At 64.0% G+C, this 18,856-nt stretch carries 18 protein-coding genes and 1 rRNA gene; 6 read left to right on the forward strand and 13 right to left on the reverse strand.

Features of this window, described 5'->3' with window-relative positions; all coding sequences use genetic code 11:
- Nucleotides 1-9 precede the first annotated feature (9 nt).
- Nucleotides 10-1,866, forward strand: a complete 1,857-nt coding sequence (locus tag DOD19_RS00670; RefSeq protein WP_112183545.1) for a M61 family metallopeptidase — start codon at nucleotides 10-12, stop codon at nucleotides 1,864-1,866.
- An 18-nt stretch (nucleotides 1,867-1,884) separates the two neighbouring features.
- On the forward strand, nucleotides 1,885-4,101 hold the full coding sequence (locus tag DOD19_RS00675) for an FUSC family protein (protein ID WP_112183518.1): 2,217 nt from the start codon (nucleotides 1,885-1,887) through the stop codon (nucleotides 4,099-4,101).
- Nucleotides 4,102-4,113: 12 nt separating this feature from the next.
- Here DOD19_RS00675 and DOD19_RS00680 read toward each other — a convergent pair whose 3' ends face one another.
- The 9 genes from DOD19_RS00680 to rpe all read right to left on the reverse strand — a co-directional run bounded on the left by DOD19_RS00680 (nucleotide 4,114) and on the right by rpe (nucleotide 11,825).
- Nucleotides 4,114-4,905 carry a uracil-DNA glycosylase gene (locus DOD19_RS00680; protein WP_112183520.1) on the reverse strand — a complete coding sequence of 264 codons (792 nt, stop codon included), beginning with the start codon at nucleotides 4,903-4,905 and terminating at the stop codon, nucleotides 4,114-4,116.
- Nucleotides 4,902-5,561 (reverse strand): CYTH domain-containing protein, encoded by a 660-nt coding sequence (locus DOD19_RS00685; RefSeq protein WP_024977777.1) that lies wholly within the window; start codon nucleotides 5,559-5,561, stop codon nucleotides 4,902-4,904. The genes DOD19_RS00680 and DOD19_RS00685 overlap by 4 nt, the downstream gene beginning before the upstream one ends.
- 3 nt (nucleotides 5,562-5,564) lie before the next feature.
- Nucleotides 5,565-6,368: an indole-3-glycerol phosphate synthase TrpC gene (gene trpC, locus DOD19_RS00690; RefSeq protein WP_112183522.1), complete on the reverse strand. Its 804-nt coding sequence runs from the start codon at nucleotides 6,366-6,368 to the stop codon at nucleotides 5,565-5,567.
- 1 nt (nucleotide 6,369) lies between these two features.
- On the reverse strand, nucleotides 6,370-7,407 hold the full coding sequence (gene trpD, locus DOD19_RS00695) for an anthranilate phosphoribosyltransferase (protein WP_024977775.1): 1,038 nt from the start codon (nucleotides 7,405-7,407) through the stop codon (nucleotides 6,370-6,372).
- 13 nt (nucleotides 7,408-7,420) lie between these two features.
- Nucleotides 7,421-7,852 (reverse strand): lysozyme inhibitor LprI family protein, encoded by a 432-nt coding sequence (locus DOD19_RS00700; protein ID WP_112183523.1) that lies wholly within the window; start codon nucleotides 7,850-7,852, stop codon nucleotides 7,421-7,423.
- Complete coding sequence (locus DOD19_RS00705; protein WP_112183525.1) at nucleotides 7,852-8,421, reverse strand: aminodeoxychorismate/anthranilate synthase component II; 570 nt, start codon at nucleotides 8,419-8,421, stop codon at nucleotides 7,852-7,854. The genes DOD19_RS00700 and DOD19_RS00705 overlap by 1 nt, the downstream gene beginning before the upstream one ends.
- A gap of 16 nt (nucleotides 8,422-8,437) precedes the next feature.
- Complete coding sequence (gene trpE / locus DOD19_RS00710) at nucleotides 8,438-9,970, reverse strand: anthranilate synthase component I (RefSeq protein WP_112183527.1); 1,533 nt, start codon at nucleotides 9,968-9,970, stop codon at nucleotides 8,438-8,440.
- A 401-nt stretch (nucleotides 9,971-10,371) separates the two neighbouring features.
- Nucleotides 10,372-11,103, reverse strand: coding sequence for a phosphoglycolate phosphatase (locus DOD19_RS00715; RefSeq protein WP_112183529.1), 732 nt, complete (start codon nucleotides 11,101-11,103; stop codon nucleotides 10,372-10,374).
- The gene (gene rpe, locus DOD19_RS00720; protein ID WP_024977770.1) at nucleotides 11,100-11,825 is read right to left on the reverse strand and encodes a ribulose-phosphate 3-epimerase; all 726 of its coding nucleotides are present in this window, start codon (nucleotides 11,823-11,825) and stop codon (nucleotides 11,100-11,102) included. Before rpe ends, DOD19_RS00715 begins: the two co-directional genes overlap by 4 nt.
- A 131-nt stretch (nucleotides 11,826-11,956) precedes the next feature.
- Between rpe and apaG the strand changes: the two genes are divergently transcribed.
- The gene (apaG, locus tag DOD19_RS00725; RefSeq protein ID WP_024977769.1) at nucleotides 11,957-12,331 is read left to right on the forward strand and encodes a Co2+/Mg2+ efflux protein ApaG; all 375 of its coding nucleotides are present in this window, start codon (nucleotides 11,957-11,959) and stop codon (nucleotides 12,329-12,331) included.
- Between the two features lie 7 nt (nucleotides 12,332-12,338).
- On the opposite strand, the gene DOD19_RS00730 is transcribed toward apaG, so the two are convergent.
- Nucleotides 12,339-12,572, reverse strand: a complete 234-nt coding sequence (locus DOD19_RS00730; protein ID WP_024977768.1) for a hypothetical protein — start codon at nucleotides 12,570-12,572, stop codon at nucleotides 12,339-12,341.
- Nucleotides 12,573-12,646: 74 nt separating this feature from the next.
- On the opposite strand from DOD19_RS00730, the gene DOD19_RS00735 reads away from it, so the two are divergent.
- Entirely contained in the window at nucleotides 12,647-13,801 is a 1,155-nt protein-coding gene (locus DOD19_RS00735; protein WP_112183531.1) for a murein transglycosylase A, read from the forward strand.
- Between the two features lie 9 nt (nucleotides 13,802-13,810).
- Here the strand turns inward: DOD19_RS00735 and paaK are convergent, their stop codons facing one another.
- The 3 genes from paaK to paaG form a co-directional block, all read right to left on the reverse strand.
- Entirely contained in the window at nucleotides 13,811-15,115 is a 1,305-nt protein-coding gene (gene paaK, locus DOD19_RS00740) for a phenylacetate--CoA ligase PaaK (protein WP_112183533.1), read from the reverse strand.
- A gap of 77 nt (nucleotides 15,116-15,192) precedes the next feature.
- Nucleotides 15,193-15,654 (reverse strand): hydroxyphenylacetyl-CoA thioesterase PaaI, encoded by a 462-nt coding sequence (gene paaI, locus DOD19_RS00745; protein WP_112183535.1) that lies wholly within the window; start codon nucleotides 15,652-15,654, stop codon nucleotides 15,193-15,195.
- Nucleotides 15,655-15,664: 10 nt separating this feature from the next.
- Nucleotides 15,665-16,453: a 2-(1,2-epoxy-1,2-dihydrophenyl)acetyl-CoA isomerase PaaG gene (gene paaG, locus DOD19_RS00750; RefSeq protein WP_112183537.1), complete on the reverse strand. Its 789-nt coding sequence runs from the start codon at nucleotides 16,451-16,453 to the stop codon at nucleotides 15,665-15,667.
- 83 nt (nucleotides 16,454-16,536) lie between these two features.
- On the opposite strand from paaG, the gene DOD19_RS00755 reads away from it, so the two are divergent.
- Both DOD19_RS00755 and DOD19_RS00765 read left to right on the forward strand, forming a co-directional pair.
- Complete coding sequence (locus DOD19_RS00755; protein ID WP_024977763.1) at nucleotides 16,537-17,313, forward strand: enoyl-CoA hydratase; 777 nt, start codon at nucleotides 16,537-16,539, stop codon at nucleotides 17,311-17,313.
- Between the two features lie 612 nt (nucleotides 17,314-17,925).
- Nucleotides 17,926-18,856, forward strand: a 16S ribosomal RNA gene (locus tag DOD19_RS00765); the annotation flags it as partial.

Genomic DNA, 18,856 nt, shown 5'->3' on the forward strand with positions numbered 1-18,856 from the left:
ATGTCCGCCATGAAGCCGATCCGCTACACCATCGCCCCCGCCGCGCCTGAAGCGCACGTTTTCACCGTCACCGTCACTGTTGACGCGCCTGACAGCCAAGGCCAGCGCTTTTCGCTGCCGGCGTGGATTCCGGGCAGCTACATGATCCGCGAGTTCGCACGCAACATCGTGCGGATCGAGGCATCGTCGGCTGACAGGCCGGTGCGCCTGACCAAGGTCGACAAGCACACGTGGTGGGCCGCCCCGTGCAGCGGGCCGCTGACGGTTTCATACGACGTCTATGCGTGGGACTTGTCGGTGCGCGCGGCGCATCTGGACGCCACGCACGGCTTCTTCAACGGCACGTCGGTATTCCTGCGTGTGGAAGGCGCGGATGACCAGCGTTGCCTGGTCGATATCCAGCCGCCCGCCGGAGACGGCTACCGGGGCTGGCGCGTGGCCACCGCGCTGCGCGAGGCCACTGGCCGCGTCCAGGGCAAGGCTGGCGCCAAGCGCTACGGCTTCGGCTGGTACGAAGCGGCGGACTACGACGAACTGATCGACCACCCGGTCGAGATGGGCACGTTCGAGCTGGTGTCGTTCGAGGCCTGCGGCGCGCAGCACGACGCCGTCTTTACCGGCCGCGTGCCGAATCTCGATCTGGAACGCATTGCCCGCGACTTCAAGCGCATCTGCGAAGCGCAGATCCGCCTGTTCGAGCCGCACACCGCTACGGCGCCGTTCCTCGACAGCAACCGCCGCTACGTCTTCATGACGATGGTTACCACCGACGGCTACGGCGGCCTGGAACATCGCGCCAGCACCGCATTGATGTGCGCGCGCAACGACCTGCCCGTGACCGGCCGCGATGAGACCACCGAGGGCTATCGCACCTTCCTCGGCCTCGTCAGCCACGAGTATTTCCACACCTGGAACGTCAAGCGCATCAAGCCGGCCACCTTCGTGCCGTATGCGCTCGACCGCGAGGTCCACACGCCGCTGCTGTGGCTGTTTGAAGGGTTCACCAGCTACTACGACGACCTGATGCTGGTGCGCTCGGGCCTGATCTCTGAAGCGCAGTATCTGGAGATGCTCGGCAAGACGTGGAACGGCGTGCTGCGCGGCAGCGGCCGCCTGAAGCAGAGCGTGGCCGAAAGCTCGTTCGATGCGTGGACGAAGTACTACCGCCAGGACGAAAACGCACCCAATGCCATCGTCAGCTACTACACCAAGGGCTCCCTGGTGGCGCTGGCGCTCGACCTCACGATCCGCACGCAGACCCACGGCGAACGTTCGCTCGACGACGTAATGCGCGCCCTGTGGGTGACGTACGGCCGCGATTTCTATGCCGCCGGTCACACGCAGCGCGGCGTGACCGAAGCCGGACTGATCAGCCTGATGGAAGAAACCACCGGTGTACGCCTGCGCACGCTGGTGCGCCAGTTGAGCGAAGGCCGTGAGGACCCGCCGCTGCCCGCGCTCTTCAAGGCGATGGGCGTGAGCGCCACGCGCAAGGCCGCCGATACGGCGCTCGCGCTGGGCGTCAAGACCGCCGCCGAGAACGGCTTCGTCAAGCTGCAGCAGGTCTTCGACGGCAGCCCGGCGCAGCGCGGTGGTTTGTCCGCCGGCGATCTGATCGTTGCAGTGGACGGCCTGCGTGTGCCGGCGGGCCAGCTCGACAAGACGCTCACGCGCCATCGCGCCGGCGATACCGTGCCGGTACACGTGTTCCGCCGCGACGAACTGATGACGCTGAACGTGACGCTCGCCGCCGATGCAACGCCACAGTTCACGCTGGCGCTGGCAACGGAGCCGTCGCCGCTGCGCTCGGCCTGGCTGGGCAAGCGGGCGGCAGCGCGCAAGGTGGCGCGCGGCAAGTCGGCCTGACGCACGCCGCCTGATCCGATGGATTACGTCCACGATCCACGCACCTTTCTTTACAGCCATTACGTCTCGCGCGGCATCCGCACTGCCACGGGCGTGATCGGCCTGACGCTGCTCGCACTGCTGGTGATGGACTTGCAGGGCGCGATGGTGGTGTCGATCGGCGCGCTGTGCACGAGCCTCATGGATTTGCCCAGCCCGCTGCGGCACAAGTTCAACGAGATGATGGCGTGCGTGCTGCTGACGACCGCCGTCACCTTTCTCGTGGCGGTGGTGACGCCGTACGCGATCCTGCCGGTGGTGATCGTGGTGGTGAGCTTCCTGGCGGGGCTCATGGTGGCGTACGGCAACAAGACGATGCCGCTGCAGTTTGCGGCGCTGTTCGTCATGACGCTCACCTTTACCGAAGAATTCGCTTTCCGCGAAGCGGTGGAACACACCCTGCAGTTCTTCCTCGGCGCCATCGGCTACATGGCCTTTGCGATGGCGGTGGCATGGGGCCAGCGGCGGCGCATCAAAGAGCAGGTGCTGGCCGAATGCCTGTACGAACTGGCCGTGTACGTGGAATGCAAAGCCGGCTTTTACGATGCATCCAAGGATTTCGACGAGCAGTTCAATGCGCTCGTTCGCCAGCAGATTTCGGTGGCCGACAAGCAGCAGGTGGCACGCGATTTTGTCTTCCGCGATAACCGTACCTCCAGCGACGGGCGCCTCGTGCAGATCCACATGCGGATGCTCGACATTTATGAGTACCTGCTGTCGTCCAACACCGATTACACCGTGCTGCGCCAATGGCTGGCCGATGCCGAGGTGTTGCGTCTGCTGCGCGAGCTGATCGAGCGCATGCGCCTGGACATCGAAGGCGTTGCCTATGCCGTCGGGCGTGATCGCCCATCGCCCACGCCGATGTCGTACGACTACGAGATGGCCGCCATCGAGGCTGCGCTGCTTGATCTACAGCGAAACCACCATGGCGTGCCCATCGAAGCCATCGCTGCGCTGGAGGAATCGGTGGCCACGGTGCGCGGCGCGATCCGCCTGATGGCGCAGTTGCATGCCGCCACCGACACGCAGGTCGAACCGTCGCAGGTGCTGCTGCGCCCGGACATGACGCCGTTCCTCACACGCCAGAAATACGAACTGCGGCTGGTGCTGGAAGAACTGACGTGGCGGTCTCCGGTGTTGCGCTTTGCGCTGCGCATCTCGATGGCGGTGGCCGCCGGGTTGTGGATTGCCGACCACCTGCCTTATGCGTCGCACGGCTACTGGGTGTTGCTGACCATTGTCGTGATCCTCAAGCCGACGTTTAGCATGACGCGCCAGCGCAATTTCGATCGTGTGCTCGGCACGCTCATCGGCTGCGTGATCGCGGCCGTGATTCTGCGCTTCACCCATTCGACGTGGATCCTGATGGGTGTGCTGTACCTGTCGACAGCGGCCAGCGCGGCGTTCGTCACCGTGCGCTACCGCTACACGGCCATTGCGGCGTGCGTGCAGGTGCTTATCCAGATCAACCTGCTGCTGCCGGGCAGCAAGGGCGCCATTGGTGAACGGCTGGTCGATACGCTGATCGGGGCCGCCATCGCCACCGCCTTCAGCTATGTGCTGCCAGCCTGGGAATATCGCAACCTGCCCAAGCTGGTGGACGACGTGCTGCGCACCAACCGGCGCTTTATTGAGGCCGCGCGCGAGCTGCTGCTCGGCACGCTCAAGGATGACTTTGCCTATCGTGTGCAGCGCAAGCAGTACATGGAATCGCTCACGGGGCTGATCTCAGCCTTTGCGCGCATGCTGGACGAGCCCAAGAGCCGCCACCGCGCCGTCGACAACCTCAACCGCTTCATCGTTCAGAACTACCTGGTGGCCGCCCATGTGGCGGCGGTGCGCATCTTGATGCGTCAGCGCGCGCAGGAACTGGACGAGGCCGACACCCGCGCGCTGGTCGAACAGACCGCCGAAGCCGCGCTCGAAAGCCTCGCGCGCGCCAAGGAGCGTTTCGACCAGGCTGTGCATGAAGGCGGTTGGGGCGTGCGTCCCCGCGATACGCAAGAGTTGGGCGCTGCGGATTTCGCCGATAAATCTGCCCGTTCCCGCATGGTTGATGCGGCAGCAGAATCGGATTCGCTATCGGCGATGCACTTGCTGGAGCGGCGCCTGCAGGCGCTGCGGGCCGACACGGCCAAGATCGCGCTGCGTTGTGGAGCGCTGGGGCGGGCACTGCGGGCGTCGAGGGATTAGACGGCCCGCACCTCAGTCCACCTGCGGCGTCAACCAATCAATTGCTGGCTGGTCTTGCGCCGCTAGCCAATCATTGGCCGTCTTGAAATGCCCGCACCCCAGAAACCCGCGATGCGCTGATAGCGGCGACGGGTGCGGCGCCTCCAGCACCAGATGCCCGTCCGACAGCAGCGCGCGCTTGGCTTGCGCGTGGCTGCCCCACAGCATGAACACGCGCTTGTGGCCGACGCGCGCGAGCTGCTCCAGCAGGCAATCGGTGATGCGTTCCCAGCCGCGCTTGGCGTGGCTGGCGGCTTGGCCTTGTTCAACGGTGAGGACGGTGTTGAGCAACAGCACACCTTGCCGTGACCAGCCCTCCAGGTTGCCCGAAGTGTTGGGAAGCTTCCCGCCGAATTCGGCTTCGATTTCCTTGTAGATGTTGCGCAGGCTCGGCGGCACGCGCACGCCGGCCGGCACCGAAAACGCCAGTCCATGCGCCTGCGGAATCTCGCGGCCATCGACGGTGCCCGTGCCGTGATACGGATCCTGACCGAGGATGACGACGCGCACATCGTCCACCGATGTCAGGTGCAACGCGCGGAAGACATCCGTCGGAAAAATCGGCTTGCCCGCCGCCCGCTCGCCATCAACAAAGGCGCACAACTCTGGCCAGTTGGTCTGCGCGATGCAAGGCGTGAGGAGCGCCTTCCAATCGGCGGGCAGGGCGTCGAACTGCTGGGCCAGCGGGGTGAAACTCACGGCGGTCGTGTCTGCTGCGGGTTCGTCGAAGAGGGCGGCTTGCGCCGGATCGGCGCGTCGCGTCACGCTTGGCCTCCGATGGTTTTTGCGCGCAACTGGTAGCCGCGTTGCGCCTTGCTGATGTCCAGCGGCATGAGTCCGGTCACAGCGGCGTGCAGCGTCTCGGTCCAGGCGCGTAGTCGCTCGGCAATTGCGTCTTCGCTGAGCGCGCTGCCGGCTGTCGGCTTCCACTCCAGTTCGAGTTCGTCGATCGGCTCGCGTGCTTGCGTGCCGGGGATGAGGATGGCGCCGGCGTCCAGTGCAATCTCGATCTCGCCGCCCTCGGCACGCACATGCCACAGGCGGCGCGTGAAATCGGTGCGGAACAGCGGGGCGAGCGCAGCCGCGTGTGGCCGAACATAATCAGCAGCCTCAGCGGCGTTGTTGGCGACGAAGGCATCGACGGACAGCGCATCATTCTGTAGCGGCACCTCCCATTCGTGGCGGGCGCTCAAACCGGACGTACTCACTGCTGCGGTCTTCAGCGTTTGCAGCCATTGGCTGCCCTGACGGCGCACGCGCAGCGCGGCACGGTTGCGTGCCAGCGCCTGGTCGGCCGTGTCGTAGTAGACGTTTCCCAATTCCACCGAGCCGGCCGCCTGCGCATGGGCGTCCAGCCACCCGACCAGGGTGTCGTGCGTGCCGGCCGATACGGCCAGCTTCAGTTCAATCTCGCGGGCCATCGATCAGGCAAACAGGCGGGCGAGTTCGGCGCCCGGGTCTTCGGCGCGCATGAAGGCTTCGCCGACGAGGAACGCGTTGACGGCGGCGGCGCGCATCTTGCGCACGTCGTCCGGCGTGAGGATGCCGGATTCCGTCACGACGATGCGATCGTCCGGCATGTGCTTGAGCAGGTCGAGCGTGGTGTCGAGCGAGGTTTCGAACGTGCGCAGGTTGCGGTTGTTCACGCCCACCAGCGGCGTTTGCAGGCGCAGCGCGCGGTCCAGCTCATGGCCGTCGTGCACTTCCACCAGCACGTCCAGGCCGAGTTCGAGCGCGCACGCTTCGAGTTCGACCATCAGGCCCTGATCCAGCGCAGCAACGATCAGCAGGATGCAATCTGCGCCCCACGAGCGCGCCTCGTACACCTGGTACAGATCGACCAGGAAGTCCTTGCGCAGTGCGGGCAGCGCGCAGGCGGCGCGGGCTTCGCGCAGATAGTCGGCGTGGCCCTGGAAGAATTGCTCGTCGGTCAGCACCGACAGGCAGGCGGCGCCGTGCTCGGCATAGCTGCGGGCGATGTCGGCGGGCTTGAAGTCCGGGCGCAGTACGCCCTTGGACGGTGACGCCTTTTTCACCTCGGCGATGACGGCGGCGTGGCCGGCGGCGATCTTCTCGCGCATCGCCTTGGCAAAGCCGCGGGGGCCGAGGGCGCTGTCCGTGCGATTGGCCTCGGCCTCTGCGCGCACACTCGTGAGGTCACGGTGCTTGCGCGCGGCGGCCACTTCTTCGGCCTTCACGGCCAGGATTTTCTGCAGGATGTCGGACATATCAGGCTTTGAACTGGTTGGTGACGCGCACGAGCTCGTCGAGCTTGGCACGCGCTGCGCCCGAGGCGATCGCCTCGCGCGCCAGCTTCATGCCATCGCCGATCGAGCCGGCGATGTTGGCTGCGTACAGCGCTGCACCCGCGTTGAGCGACACGATTTCGCGCGGGGTGCCGGGCTTGTTTTCCAGCGCGTCGATCAGCATGGCTTTGGACTCCTCCGCATCGGCCACTTTCAGGCTGCGGTTGGAGACCATCTGCATGCCGTAGTCCTCGGGATGGATTTCGTATTCGGTCACCACGCCGTCCTTGAGTTCCCCGACGAGCGTGGCGGCACCCAGCGATACCTCGTCCATGCCGTCCTTGCCGTAGACGACCACGGCGTGTTTCGCGCCCAGGCGCTGCATCACACGCACCTGAATGCCGACCAAATCCGGGTGGAACACGCCCATCAGGATGTTCGGCGCGCCGGCCGGGTTGGTCAGAGGCCCGAGGATGTTGAAGATCGTGCGCACGCCCAGTTCCTTGCGGATGGGGGCGACGTTCTTCATGGCGGGGTGGTGATTGGGCGCAAACATGAAACCGATGCCTGCCGTCTCGATCGATTCGGCCACCTGCTCGGGCGTGAGCATGATGTTGACGCCCAGCGCTTCGAGCACATCGGCGCTGCCGGACTTGGAGCTGACGCCGCGCCCGCCATGCTTGGCGATGCGTGCGCCAGCCGCCGCCGCCACGAACATCGAGGCGGTCGAGATGTTGAAAGTGTTGGCGCCGTCGCCGCCCGTGCCGACGATGTCGACGAAGTGATCGGACACCTCAGCGGGCACATCGACCTTGGTGGCGAATTCGCGCATGACGGTGGCAGCGGCCGCGATTTCGCCGATGGTCTCTTTTTTGACGCGCAGCCCCATGGTGAGGGCGGCCGCCATGACTGGCGACATCTCGCCGCGCATGATGAGCCGCATCAGATGCAGCATCTCGTCGTGGAAGATTTCGCGGTGCTCGATACAGCGAACGAGCGCTTCTTGCGGGGTGATGGACATGATCGTTCCGTATTCAGTTGGGCGCTGCCGGAGCCGCAGCCGGGGTGGCCGGCTGTGCGACGTCGCGCAAGGCGCCGATGCGCTCACGCGACAGGTCGGCCTCGCACGCGGCTTCGGCCAGGTCGGCATCGGGCGTGTTGCGAGCCAAGCGGCGTTCCAGGTCGCATTCGGCCTGTCGATAGAGTTGGTGTGCGCGCACGGTGCGGTCAAAGGCCATGGCGGCGCCCCGATCAATGCCGCCGCGCAGGTTCATGCGTGCGCGCAGGTCGTTGCGGCGGGCGGATTCCGCGGTCGCCAGTTCGGCCAGCGCTGCCTTGCGTGCGCCTTGCACGCATTGAGCGACGCCGCCGGCTTCAGACTGGGCCGCGCGGCAGGCTTCCAGCGTACTGGCCATTGCCGGCAGGCTTGCCATCATTGCGGCCACGACCGCGCACGCGCGGCGCATCAGACGCGTTCCTTCAGGAAATTGCCAAGCAGTGCATGGCCGTGTTCAGACAGGATCGATTCCGGGTGGAATTGCACACCTTCGACGGGCAGCGTCTTGTGGCGCACGCCCATGATTTCACCGTCTTCCGTCCAGGCGGTGATTTCCAGGCAGTCCGGCAGCGTTTCGCGCTCGATCGCCAGCGAGTGATAGCGCGTCACCTTGAAATGCCGCGGTAGGTTGGCGAACACGCCCACGCCGGTGTTTTCGATGATGCTGACCTTGCCGTGCATCACCTTCTGTGCGCGGATGACTCGTCCGCCAAACGCATCTGCGATGGCCTGGTGCCCCAGGCATACGCCCAGGATGGGCACGCGCCCTGCAAAGTGCTTGAGGGCTGGAACCAGGATGCCGGCTTCCGTCGGCGTGCACGGGCCGGGCGACAGGCAGATGCGCTCGGGGTTCAGCTTTTCGATCTCTTCGATCGTGATCTCGTCGTTGCGGAACGTGCGCACGTCCTGGCCGAGTTCGCCAAAGTACTGGACGATGTTGTAGGTAAAGGAGTCGTAGTTGTCGAGCATCAGCAGCATGGTGTTCTCCTTGACCTCAGAAATCGGCGTCGAGGCCGTCTTGCACTTGCTCGGCGGCACGCAGCACGGCGCGCGCCTTGTGTTCGGTTTCCCTCCATTCGGCATCCGGGTCCGAATCGGCCACCACGCCGGCGGCGGCCTGCACGTAGAGATTGCCGTCCTTGATGATGCCGGTGCGAATGGCGATAGCCAGATCCATCTCACCCGAGAACGAGAGATAGCCCACCGCGCCGCCGTAGATGCCGCGCTTGACCGGCTCCAGCTCGTCGATGATCTCCATCGCCCGCACTTTGGGTGCACCCGAGAGCGTGCCGGCCGGGAAGGTCGCGCGCAGCACGTCCATGTTGGTCATGCCGGGCTTCAGGCGGCCCTCGACGGAACTGACGATGTGCTGCACGTGCGAATACTTCTCGATGACCATCTGGTCCGTCACCTTGACGGAGCCGATTTCGGCAATGCGGCCGATGTCGTTGCGCGCCAAGTCGATCAGCATGACGTGCTCGGCGATTTCCTTCGGGTCGTTGAGGAGCTCGGTGGCGAGTTCCGCATCGCGCTCGGGCGTGCTGCCGCGCGGGCGCGTGCCGGCCAGCGGGCGGATCGTGACGATGCGGGCGGATTCGTCGGCGCCGTTGCCGTTGTTTTCAGCAGCCGGCACACGACGTTCTTCCTGGCGCACCAGAATTTCCGGCGATGCCCCGACGATCTGCATGTCGCCGAAGTTGTAGAAATACATGTACGGCGACGGGTTCAGCGAGCGCAGCGCGCGGTACAGCGACAGCGGTGCGTCGCGGAACGGCTTGACCAGGCGTTGGCCGATCTGCACCTGCATCATGTCGCCGGCGGCGATGTATTCCTTGGCCTTGAGCACGGCGGTGATGTAGTCGGCCTTGTCGAACTCGCGGATGGTGTCGGTGCGCACCGACGGCGACGTCACCGGCACATCCACCGGCTGGTGCAGCTTCGTGCGCAACGCGCGCAGGCGCTGCTTGGCGCGTGAATAGGCCTCGGGCTTGGACGGATCGGCGTAGACGATGAGGTAGAGCTTGCCCGACAGGTTGTCGATCACGGCCAGCTCTTCGCACAGCATGAGCTGGATGTCGGGCAATTGCAGATCATCGGGCGGGGCGGTTTCGGCCAGGCGCAGCTCGATGAAGCGCACGGCGTCGTAGCCGAAATAACCAGCCAGGCCGCCGCAGAAGCGGGGTAGGCCCGGGCGCAGCGCCACTTTCTGGCGGCGCTCGAACGCGGCGATGAAGTCCAGCGGATTGCCGTCGTGCGTTTCCACCACCTTGCCGTCGGTCACCACCTCGGTGTGGTTGCCCTTGACGCGCAGCAGCGTGTGCGCGTGCAGGCCGATGAAGGAGTAACGCCCAAAGCGCTCGCCGCCCACCACCGATTCCAGCAGGAACGTATGCGTACCGCGGTCGTGTGATTGCGCCAGCTTCAGATACAGCGACAGCGGCGTCTCCAGGTCGGCCAGAGCCTCGGCAATCAGCGGAATGCGGTTGTAGCCCTGGTCGGCCAGCGATTTGAATTCGAGTTCGGTCATGAGCGGTCAGGTCGATTCGCCAGGCGGGCGGTTGCGCGCCCACCGGCATGCGTTCGCTCCACGGCAAACGCAAGAGCGTCAATGATGCCGTCGGAACGTTAGCAGAACATCAGGGATGGGAACGCGCGAACGTCGTAAAAGCGACCGTGCGATCCCGCAAGGGTCGTCCGCAGCCGAAAGCGGGCCAGCGGAAGACCGGCGGGCGGTCAGCGTTTGGGGCAGGAGATGCGGGGGTGGTTTGGGCGGCGCGCTCGTGACGCGCCAGAGTGCCGAAACCGAGGAAGAACGATCAGCAGCCGTGCAAACGCTTACGCCCGGACGAGGGCGTGCCAGGGCCGCCAGGGCCAAGCCCCCCGGTCACCACCAGCGTCGACGCGTTTGCGATTCAGGAACATGGATCGTCAGTTGGAAGCGGCAGAGACGGTGTTGTGTGGCTCTGCATAGGGCCGGATCAACTCAGCTGCCGCAAAAAGTGTGTCGACTATAGCATCGGCTCCTGCGTGCTGTATAGGCTGGCCGTGGTTGTAGCCGTACGGCACCGCCAGCACGCGCATGCCGGCCGCGCGGGCCGCGCGGGCGTCGTTTTCCGAGTCACCAATGGCCACGATTTCAGTCGGGGTCACGCCAAACGCCTCCGCCACCCGCAGCATGGGGTACGGATCGGGCTTGCGATACTGGAAGGCGTCACCCGGGTAGACGAGGTCGAAATACGTGTTCAGACCGAGCTGCGCCAGAAGCGGCTGCGTGAAATCGTGTGGCTTGTTCGTCACGCACGCGAGGGCGATGCCCATGTCGCGCAGTGCAGCCAGCCCTTCGCGCACGCCTTCATAGACGCTCACGTGTTGACCATTGATGGCGATGTAGGCGCGCTGGTACGCCTCTAGCCCTTCCGCAAAGCGGCTGTTGGCCTGAGCCGGTGGCAAGCGCGCATCGAGCACGCGCCGCACGAGGTTTTCCGAGCCCTTGCCGACGTAGCCGACGACTTCCTCGGTCGGCATGTCCGGCGTGGCGCCAAGCGCCTCCAACATCGCATTGATGGCGGCGTGGAAGTCGCCTGCGGTGTCGACCATCGTCCCGTCCAGATCGATGATGACGGCGCGAACTGGGCCGGCGGGTAGCACGCCCGTCGTCATGCCAGGGGGGCGAGCGCTTGGCGCAGCGCACCCACGGTGCCACGGTAGCCGCCATCTGCATCCGGCTTGCCGAACACGGCCGAACCGGCGACGAAGGTGTCGGCGCCGGCTTTGGCAATCTCGGCGATGTTGTCTGCCTTCACGCCACCGTCGATCTCAAGCAGGATCTTGCGGCCGGTCTTGTCTTGGTATGCGTCGAGCTTCTGACGAACGGTGCGCAGCTTGTTCAGCGCTTCCGGAATGAACGATTGGCCGCCAAAGCCCGGGTTGACCGACATGATGAGCACCATGTCCAGGCGATCCATCACATGATCCAGATAGTGCAGCGGCGTGGCCGGGTTGAAGACCAGGCCAGCCTTGCAGCCGTTGTCGCGGATCAGCGCCAGCGAACGGTCGATGTGCTCCGAAGCTTCCGGGTGAAACGTGATCAGGTCAGCGCCGGCCTTGGCAAAGTCCGGGATGATGCGATCGACCGGGCTGACCATCAGGTGCACGTCGATCGGCACCGGCTTGCCGTCCTTTTGCGCGTGCGGGCGAATTGCCTCGCAGACCAGCGGCCCGACAGTCAGGTTCGGCACGTAGTGGTTGTCCATCACGTCGAAATGGATCCAGTCGGCGCCCGATTCGAGCACGCGGCGCACTTCTTCGCCAAGGCGGGCGAAGTCGGCGGACAGGATGGACGGGGCAATGCGGAAACCGGACGGATCGATGGCTGCGGACATGATGGGAGACGGATAAGGCGCGCAGATGCGCAAAGGAGGCCGCCATTTTAGCCGGATCGGCCGTCTGCCAGCGCCTTGCCGCTGCCACAGCCATGCCGCACAATGGGCGCCAATTCTGATTGTGGATCGACATGCCGAGCTACGAATTCACCGTCCAGGTCCGGACGCGCTATCTGCCGGAGCAATCCGAGCCGGAACAGGGCAGCTACGCCTTCGCCTACACCATCACCATCCGCAACACCGGTGACGTGCCGAGCCAGCTCATTTCCCGCCACTGGGTGATCACCGACGCCGACGAGCAGGTGCAGGAAGTGAACGGCCTGGGCGTGGTTGGCCACCAGCCGCTGCTGCCGCCGGGCGAGTCTTTCGAATACACGAGCTGGGCGACCATCAAGACACCCGTGGGCACGATGCGCGGAGAATACTTCTGCGTGGCTGAGGACGGTCACCGCTTCGAGGCGCCCATCCCCGAATTTGCGCTGGTGATGCCGCGCATGCTGCACTGATCGGGAATCAGGGCGCGTCGGATTTGGCCGCTTGCGAATCTTTCGGGGCGGCGGCGGTCGATTCCGAAGGCTTGGCGGCATCGCTATGGCGCGACGGGTGTTCGGGCGGCGCACGCAGTGGGCGCGGATGCTTCTTGGCGCCCGACATCGTCCAGATCACGATGAAGATCAGCAGGAACAGCGCCACGCCGGCCTCCAGGCCGAACAGCATCATCGGATGGTTTTCAAAGAATTCGCTCATGGTCGACGGCGGGAAGCTCGGGTGCGAGGCATTGTAGCCAAGCCCGGGGCCGCACCGGACAGGATGGAACACGCATGACAGCAGCAACCTTGGACGCATTGACACGAGCCGGCAACGCCCTGCACCGCCGATGGGCTGCGCGGATGGGTTCCCTGGCCGCGGCACTGGTCGCCGCAATGCTGGCAGCTTGCACGAGCGGGCCGCCGCCGCGCGTCGAAGCGCCGCAGGCGCCCACCGGCACGCTCGGCGGGCATCTGGCTCCCGCCACCTGGGCTGATGTGTCCGGCTGGACTGTCGATGACCTCGCCTCCGCCTGGCCCGCACTGCAGTCGAACTGTCAGGCAATGAAGCGTCGCGCCGATTGGTCGCGCGTGTGCACCGCCGGCCTGATGGTCGACGCTGGCGACCCGATCGCCATGCGCGTTTTCTTTGAAGACAACTTCACGCCGTATCGGGTCGTGAAGGACGACGGCACCGACAGTGGCCTCATCACCGGCTACTACGAACCGCTGCTGCGCGGCTCGCGCACCCGCCACGGGGCCTATCAGACGCCGCTGTACCGCATGCCCGCTGCGTGGCGCGGCAAGACCCTGCCGGCCCGCGCGCAATTGATCCGCAGTCCGGCGCTCCAGGGCCAAGAGATTGTCTGGGTGGACGACCCGGTCGAAGCAGCGTTCCTGCAGATCCAGGGTTCGGGCCAGGTTCAGTTGGAAGAGGGCGGCATCATGCGCCTGGGCGTGGGCGGGACCAACAACCAGCCGTTCCGCTCGTTCGCGCGTTGGCTGCTCGACATGGGTGAAATCACACCGGTGCAGGCGACCATGCAGGGAATCAAGGCCTGGGCACGCGCCAATCCGAGCCGCGTCGACGAGATGCTCAACATCAACCCGCGCTACGTGTTCTTTGCAGAGACGCCGGGCAACACGGGCGGCCCGATCGGCAAGCTCGGCGTGCCACTCACGGACGAGCGTTCGATTGCAGTAGATCCGACTTACATTCCGCTGGGCTCCCCGGTGTTTCTGTCGACCACCAAGCCGCTGTCGACCGATCCCATCCAGAAACTCGTTTTTGCGCAGGACGTGGGTTCAGCCATTCGCGGCGCCGTCCGTGCCGATTACTACTTCGGCCATGGCGATGCCGCGGGCGACTTGGCCGGGCGCATGAAGCAGGCGGGCCGCCTTTGGGTGCTCGTGCCGAAGGGTGGCAGCGTCGGCGTCGCCGCCCGCTAAAGAGAGGGACTAACCCCGTCGCAAGTCCACCACGCGGCGCGCCTTGCCGACCGAGCGCTCGATCCCGCCGCTGGCCAACGTCTCGATCGCCGCTGTCACGCCAATCAACGATTTGATGTCGTGCGCCAGTTGGCGGCCCGCCGATTGGGCTGCGTCAGCCGGCGCACCCAGCGCCGCCTCGATCCGCACCGTCAGCGTATCCAGCGGTCCTTCCTTGCCGAGCACGCATTGATAGTGCGGGGACAGCGCCGCGTGCTTCAGGATCAATTCCTCGATCTGCGAGGGGAACACGTTCACGCCGCGCACGATCATCATGTCGTCGCAGCGGCCGGTGATTTTCTCCATGCGACGGAAGCCCGGACGCGCCGTGCCCGGCAATAGACGCGTCAGATCGCGGGTGCGATAGCGCACCACGGGCATCGCTTCCTTGGTCAGCGAGGTGAACACCAGTTCGCCGAACTCGCCGTCAGGCAGCACCTCGCCCGTGTCCGGATCGATGATCTCCGGATAAAAGTGGTCTTCCCAGATGGTTGGGCCGTCCTTGGTTTCGGCGCATTCGCTCGCGACGCCTGGCCCCATCACTTCCGATAGGCCGTAGATGTCGACCGCTGAAAGCCCCATGCGCGCTTCGATCGCGCTGCGCATCTCGGGCGTCCATGGCTCGGCCCCGAAGATGCCGATCTGCAGGCTGGACGTGGCCGGGTCCATGCCTTGCCGCTCGAACTCGTCGGCAATGGCCAGCATGTAGCTGGGCGTGACCATGATGATCTGCGGCTGAAAATCGACGATCAACTGCACTTGCCGCTCGGTCTGCCCCCCGCCGAACGGGATGGCTGTCAGCCCAGCGCGCTCCACGCCGTAATGCGCGCCTAGGCCGCCGGTGAAAAGCCCGTAGCCGTAGCTCACGTGGACCTTGTCGCCGCGCCGTGCCCCCGCCGCCCGAATCGAGCGCGCCACCAACCCGGCCCACGTATCGATATCCGCCAGCGTGTAGCCGACGACCGTGGGTTTGCCCGTCGTGCCCGACGACGCGTGGATACGCGCAATCCGATCCTGTGGCACCGCAAACATGCCGAACGGATAGTTGTCGCGCAAATCCGCCTTGGTCGTGAATGGAAACCTCGCCAGATCGGCAAGCGACCGCAAATCCGACGGATGCACGCCCGCCGCGTCGAATTTGGCCCGGTAGGCCGGCACGTTCTCATACGCGTGCGCCAAGCTGCGCTTCAGGCGTTCAAGCTGCAACGCCTGGATGGCGTCACGGCTGGCGGTCTCGATTGGATCGAGCGGCAGGTCGGTCGAGCGGGGGCGCATGCGGGTCTCCTCGGGATGCCGTCGTGCGGCGTCCTCTTGTGGTGGCGCGATCTCGGATCTTTATAACGATGGTGCGGCTAGGCCTCGCTGCTGTCGGAGACGGGAATGACGTGGCCGCGAATCTGTGCGGACTTGCCGCGAAACATGGCGACCACCTCACCGGTTTGGTTGGAGACACGAACGTCGTACACGCCATGCCGGCCGGACAAAACCTGCTCGGTTGCCTCGGCGACGAGCACATCGCCGCGATGCGCTGGCCGCAGAAATTCGACGCTGCACCCAGCCGCCACCGTGTTGTGATTGTGGCTGTTGCAGGCAAACGCGAAGGCAGAATCGGCCAGCGTGAAGATCAGTCCGCCATGACACGTGCGATGGCCATTCAGGAATTCCGGCCGCACGGTCATGGATAAGCGGGCATAGCCGGGCCCGACCGCCTCCACGTGCATGCCAAGCCAGCGGGTGCAGGCATCGGCGTCAAACATGCTCTTGCAGGCTGCCTCGGCCAGGGCCTGCGCGTCGTGGAGGGTGGTCTCGGTCATGCAGATTCCGCTATTCGCCGGTGAAATGCGCCACGCGCTTGTTGAGGAAAGCGTCGACGCCCTCAGCGTAATCATGAGAGTTGCCGAGTTCGCGCTGCAGGTCGCGTTCCAGATCCAACTGGGCGTCGAGCGACTGGGTGGGCGCCGCATGCATCGCACGCTTGATGGCGGCTAGCGCCCGCGTCGGCTGCTTGGCCAAGTGGTCGGCCATGCAATTCACTTCGGTCATCAGGATCTTGGCATCGTGATAAACGCCCCAGATCAGGCCCCAGGCGAGCGCTGTCTTTGCGTCCAGCTTCTCGCCAAGCATCGCCAGGCCCATCGCCCGCGCCACACCGATGCGTTGCGGCAGGAACCACGTCCCGCCCGAATCCGGCAGAAGCCCGATTTTCACGAAGGCCTGCAGGAAGCACGCATTCTCGGCGGCCATCACGATGTCGCACGCCAGCGCCAGATTCGCGCCCGCGCCCGCGGCCACGCCGTTCACAGCGGCAATCACTGGCAGGGGCATGGCACGCAGTCGGCGCACCAGCGGGTTGAATTGTTCGTCGATGAGCTGACCCAGGTCGGTCATCTGACCGGGCGTGAAATTGAGTTCGGAGAGATCCTGCCCCGCGCAGAAACCGCGCCCCGCTCCGGTCAGGATCAGCGCGCGGGCCCGCTGGCGCTCCACCTTGTCCAGCGCGTCGCGCAGTTCCTGGTGCATGCCGGCCGTGAAGCTGTTGAGCTGATCGGGCCGGTTTAGCGTGATGGTTGCCACGCGTTCATGCCAGTCAAGCAGAATGGTCGGGCTAGTCATCTTGTCTCCTCCTCGGTCATCGGTTTATTGATTAACCGACCGGTTGGTCGGCTAATATTACATCCATTCCAACTGGAGCTTCCATGTCCTACGAAAACATTCTGGTTGAAACGCGCGGTCGCGTCGGTCTTATTACGCTCAATCGCCCGAAGGCGCTCAATGCCCTCAACGATGCGCTCATGGATGAGCTTGGCGCCGCGCTGCTCACCTTCGATGCCGATGCCAACATCGGTGCCATCGTCATCACCGGCAGTGAAAAGGCGTTCGCCGCGGGCGCGGATATTGGCGCCATGGCTGAATACGACTTCGCCACGGTCTATAAGAACGAATACATCACGCGCAACTGGGAAACCATCCGCCGCATCCGCAAGCCGGTGATTGCCGCAGTGGCCGGCTACGCGCTGGGCGGCGGCTGTGAACTGGCCATGATGTGCGACATCATCCTTGCCGCCGACACCGCCAAGTTCGGCCAGCCAGAAATCAAGCTCGGCACCATGCCCGGCGCCGGCGGCACGCAGCGCCTGCCGCGCGCCGTCTCCAAGGCCAAGGCCATGGATCTTTGCTTGACCGCCCGCATGATGGGCGCTGAAGAAGCTGAGCGCGCCGGCTTGGTCTCCCGCGTCATCCCCGCAGACAAGCTGCTCGACGAAGCCATCCAAGCCGCAGAAACCATTGCCGGGTTCTCGCTGCCCACGGTCATGATGATCAAAGAGTCGATCAACGCGGCCTACGAGACTTCGCTCAGCGAAGGCGTACATCTTGAGCGCCGCCTGTTCCACTCCACATTCGCCACGGAAGACCAGAAAGAGGGCATGCGCGCCTTCGTCGAGAAGCGCGCACCGGCGTTCAAGCACCAATAAGCAGTGCTTAGCGGAGTGATCTCGGGAATACCCGAGTAACAACCTCGAGTATTCGCGGCCTCGTTTGCGCGTGCTTTGCGGCCGCAATCCTAGGCGCAGACGGGGCTGGCGGCGATTCTTCACGAACTCGTCATCAACCCGTAACGACAAAGGTGTTGCCAACCTCCAGGAACCCGCCTATAGTTCGCCCCTCGCTGCAAAACACAGCGCCGAAACGCAGGTTGAGGCGGTGGAGTTAGGTGGTGGAGAAGCAGGAGTGGGGCGGGTTTGCGGTCGATTGTGTGGTTGGCGATTGGCTGGAAATTCAGGAGTGGTTGGCGGCGAGTTGATGATAAAAATTCTTCGACGAGTTGTTGACAGCGACGAAAAAGCTCTGCATAATCTCGTTTCTCTGCTGCAGACAACGCAGCGACGCGGTGAACAAAGTTGATCGCGAAGTTCTTTAACAAGCAAACAGCCGATAAGTGTGGGCGCTTAATACTGGATGCGGCGGATTTCGATCCGCTAGCTAACAAGTAATGAAGTGCTCGCACAGAAGTAAGGTTTGAACGAAAGTTCAAGTCAGATTCTGAGAGTGAGCGACCGCTCGTAAAGAGCGAAAAACAGCAGATTGAACTGAAGAGTTTGATCCTGGCTCAGATTGAACGCTGGCGGCATGCCTTACACATGCAAGTCGAACGGCAGCATGATCTAGCTTGCTAGATTGATGGCGAGTGGCGAACGGGTGAGTAATACATCGGAACGTGCCCTGTAGTGGGGGATAACTAGTCGAAAGATTAGCTAATACCGCATACGACCTGAGGGTGAAAGTGGGGGACCGCAAGGCCTCATGCTATAGGAGCGGCCGATGTCTGATTAGCTAGTTGGTGGGGTAAAGGCCCACCAAGGCGACGATCAGTAGCTGGTCTGAGAGGACGATCAGCCACACTGGGACTGAGACACGGCCCAGACTCCTACGGGAGGCAGCAGTGGGGAATTTTGGACAATGGGCGAAAGCCTGATCCAGCAATGCCGCGTGTGTGAAGAAGGCCTTCGGGTTGTAAAGCACTTTTGTCCGGAAAGAAATGGCTCTGGTTAATACCTGGGGTCGATGACGGTACCGGAAGAATAAGGACCGGCTAACTACGTGCCAGCAGCCGCGGTAATACGTAGGGTCCAAGCGTTAATCGGAATTACTGGGCGTAAAGCGTGCGCAGGCGGTTGTGCAAGACCGATGTGAAATCCCCGAGCTTAACTTGGGAATTGCATTGGTGACTGCACGGCTAGAGTGTGTCAGAGGGGGGTAGAATTCCACGTGTAGCAGTGAAATGCGTAGAGATGTGGAGGAATACCGATGGCGAAGGCAGCCCCCTGGGATAACACTGACGCTCATGCACGAAAGCGTGGGGAGCAAACAGGATTAGATACCCTGGTAGTCCACGCCCTAAACGATGTCAACTAGTTGTTGGGGATTCATTTCCTTAGTAACGTAGCTAACGCGTGAAGTTGACCGCCTGGGGAGTACGGTCGCAAGATTAAAACTCAAAGGAATTGACGGGGACCC

It is taken from the genome of Ralstonia sp. GX3-BWBA (assembly GCF_003290055.1).
Lineage (GTDB): Bacteria > Pseudomonadota > Gammaproteobacteria > Burkholderiales > Burkholderiaceae > Ralstonia > Ralstonia holmesii.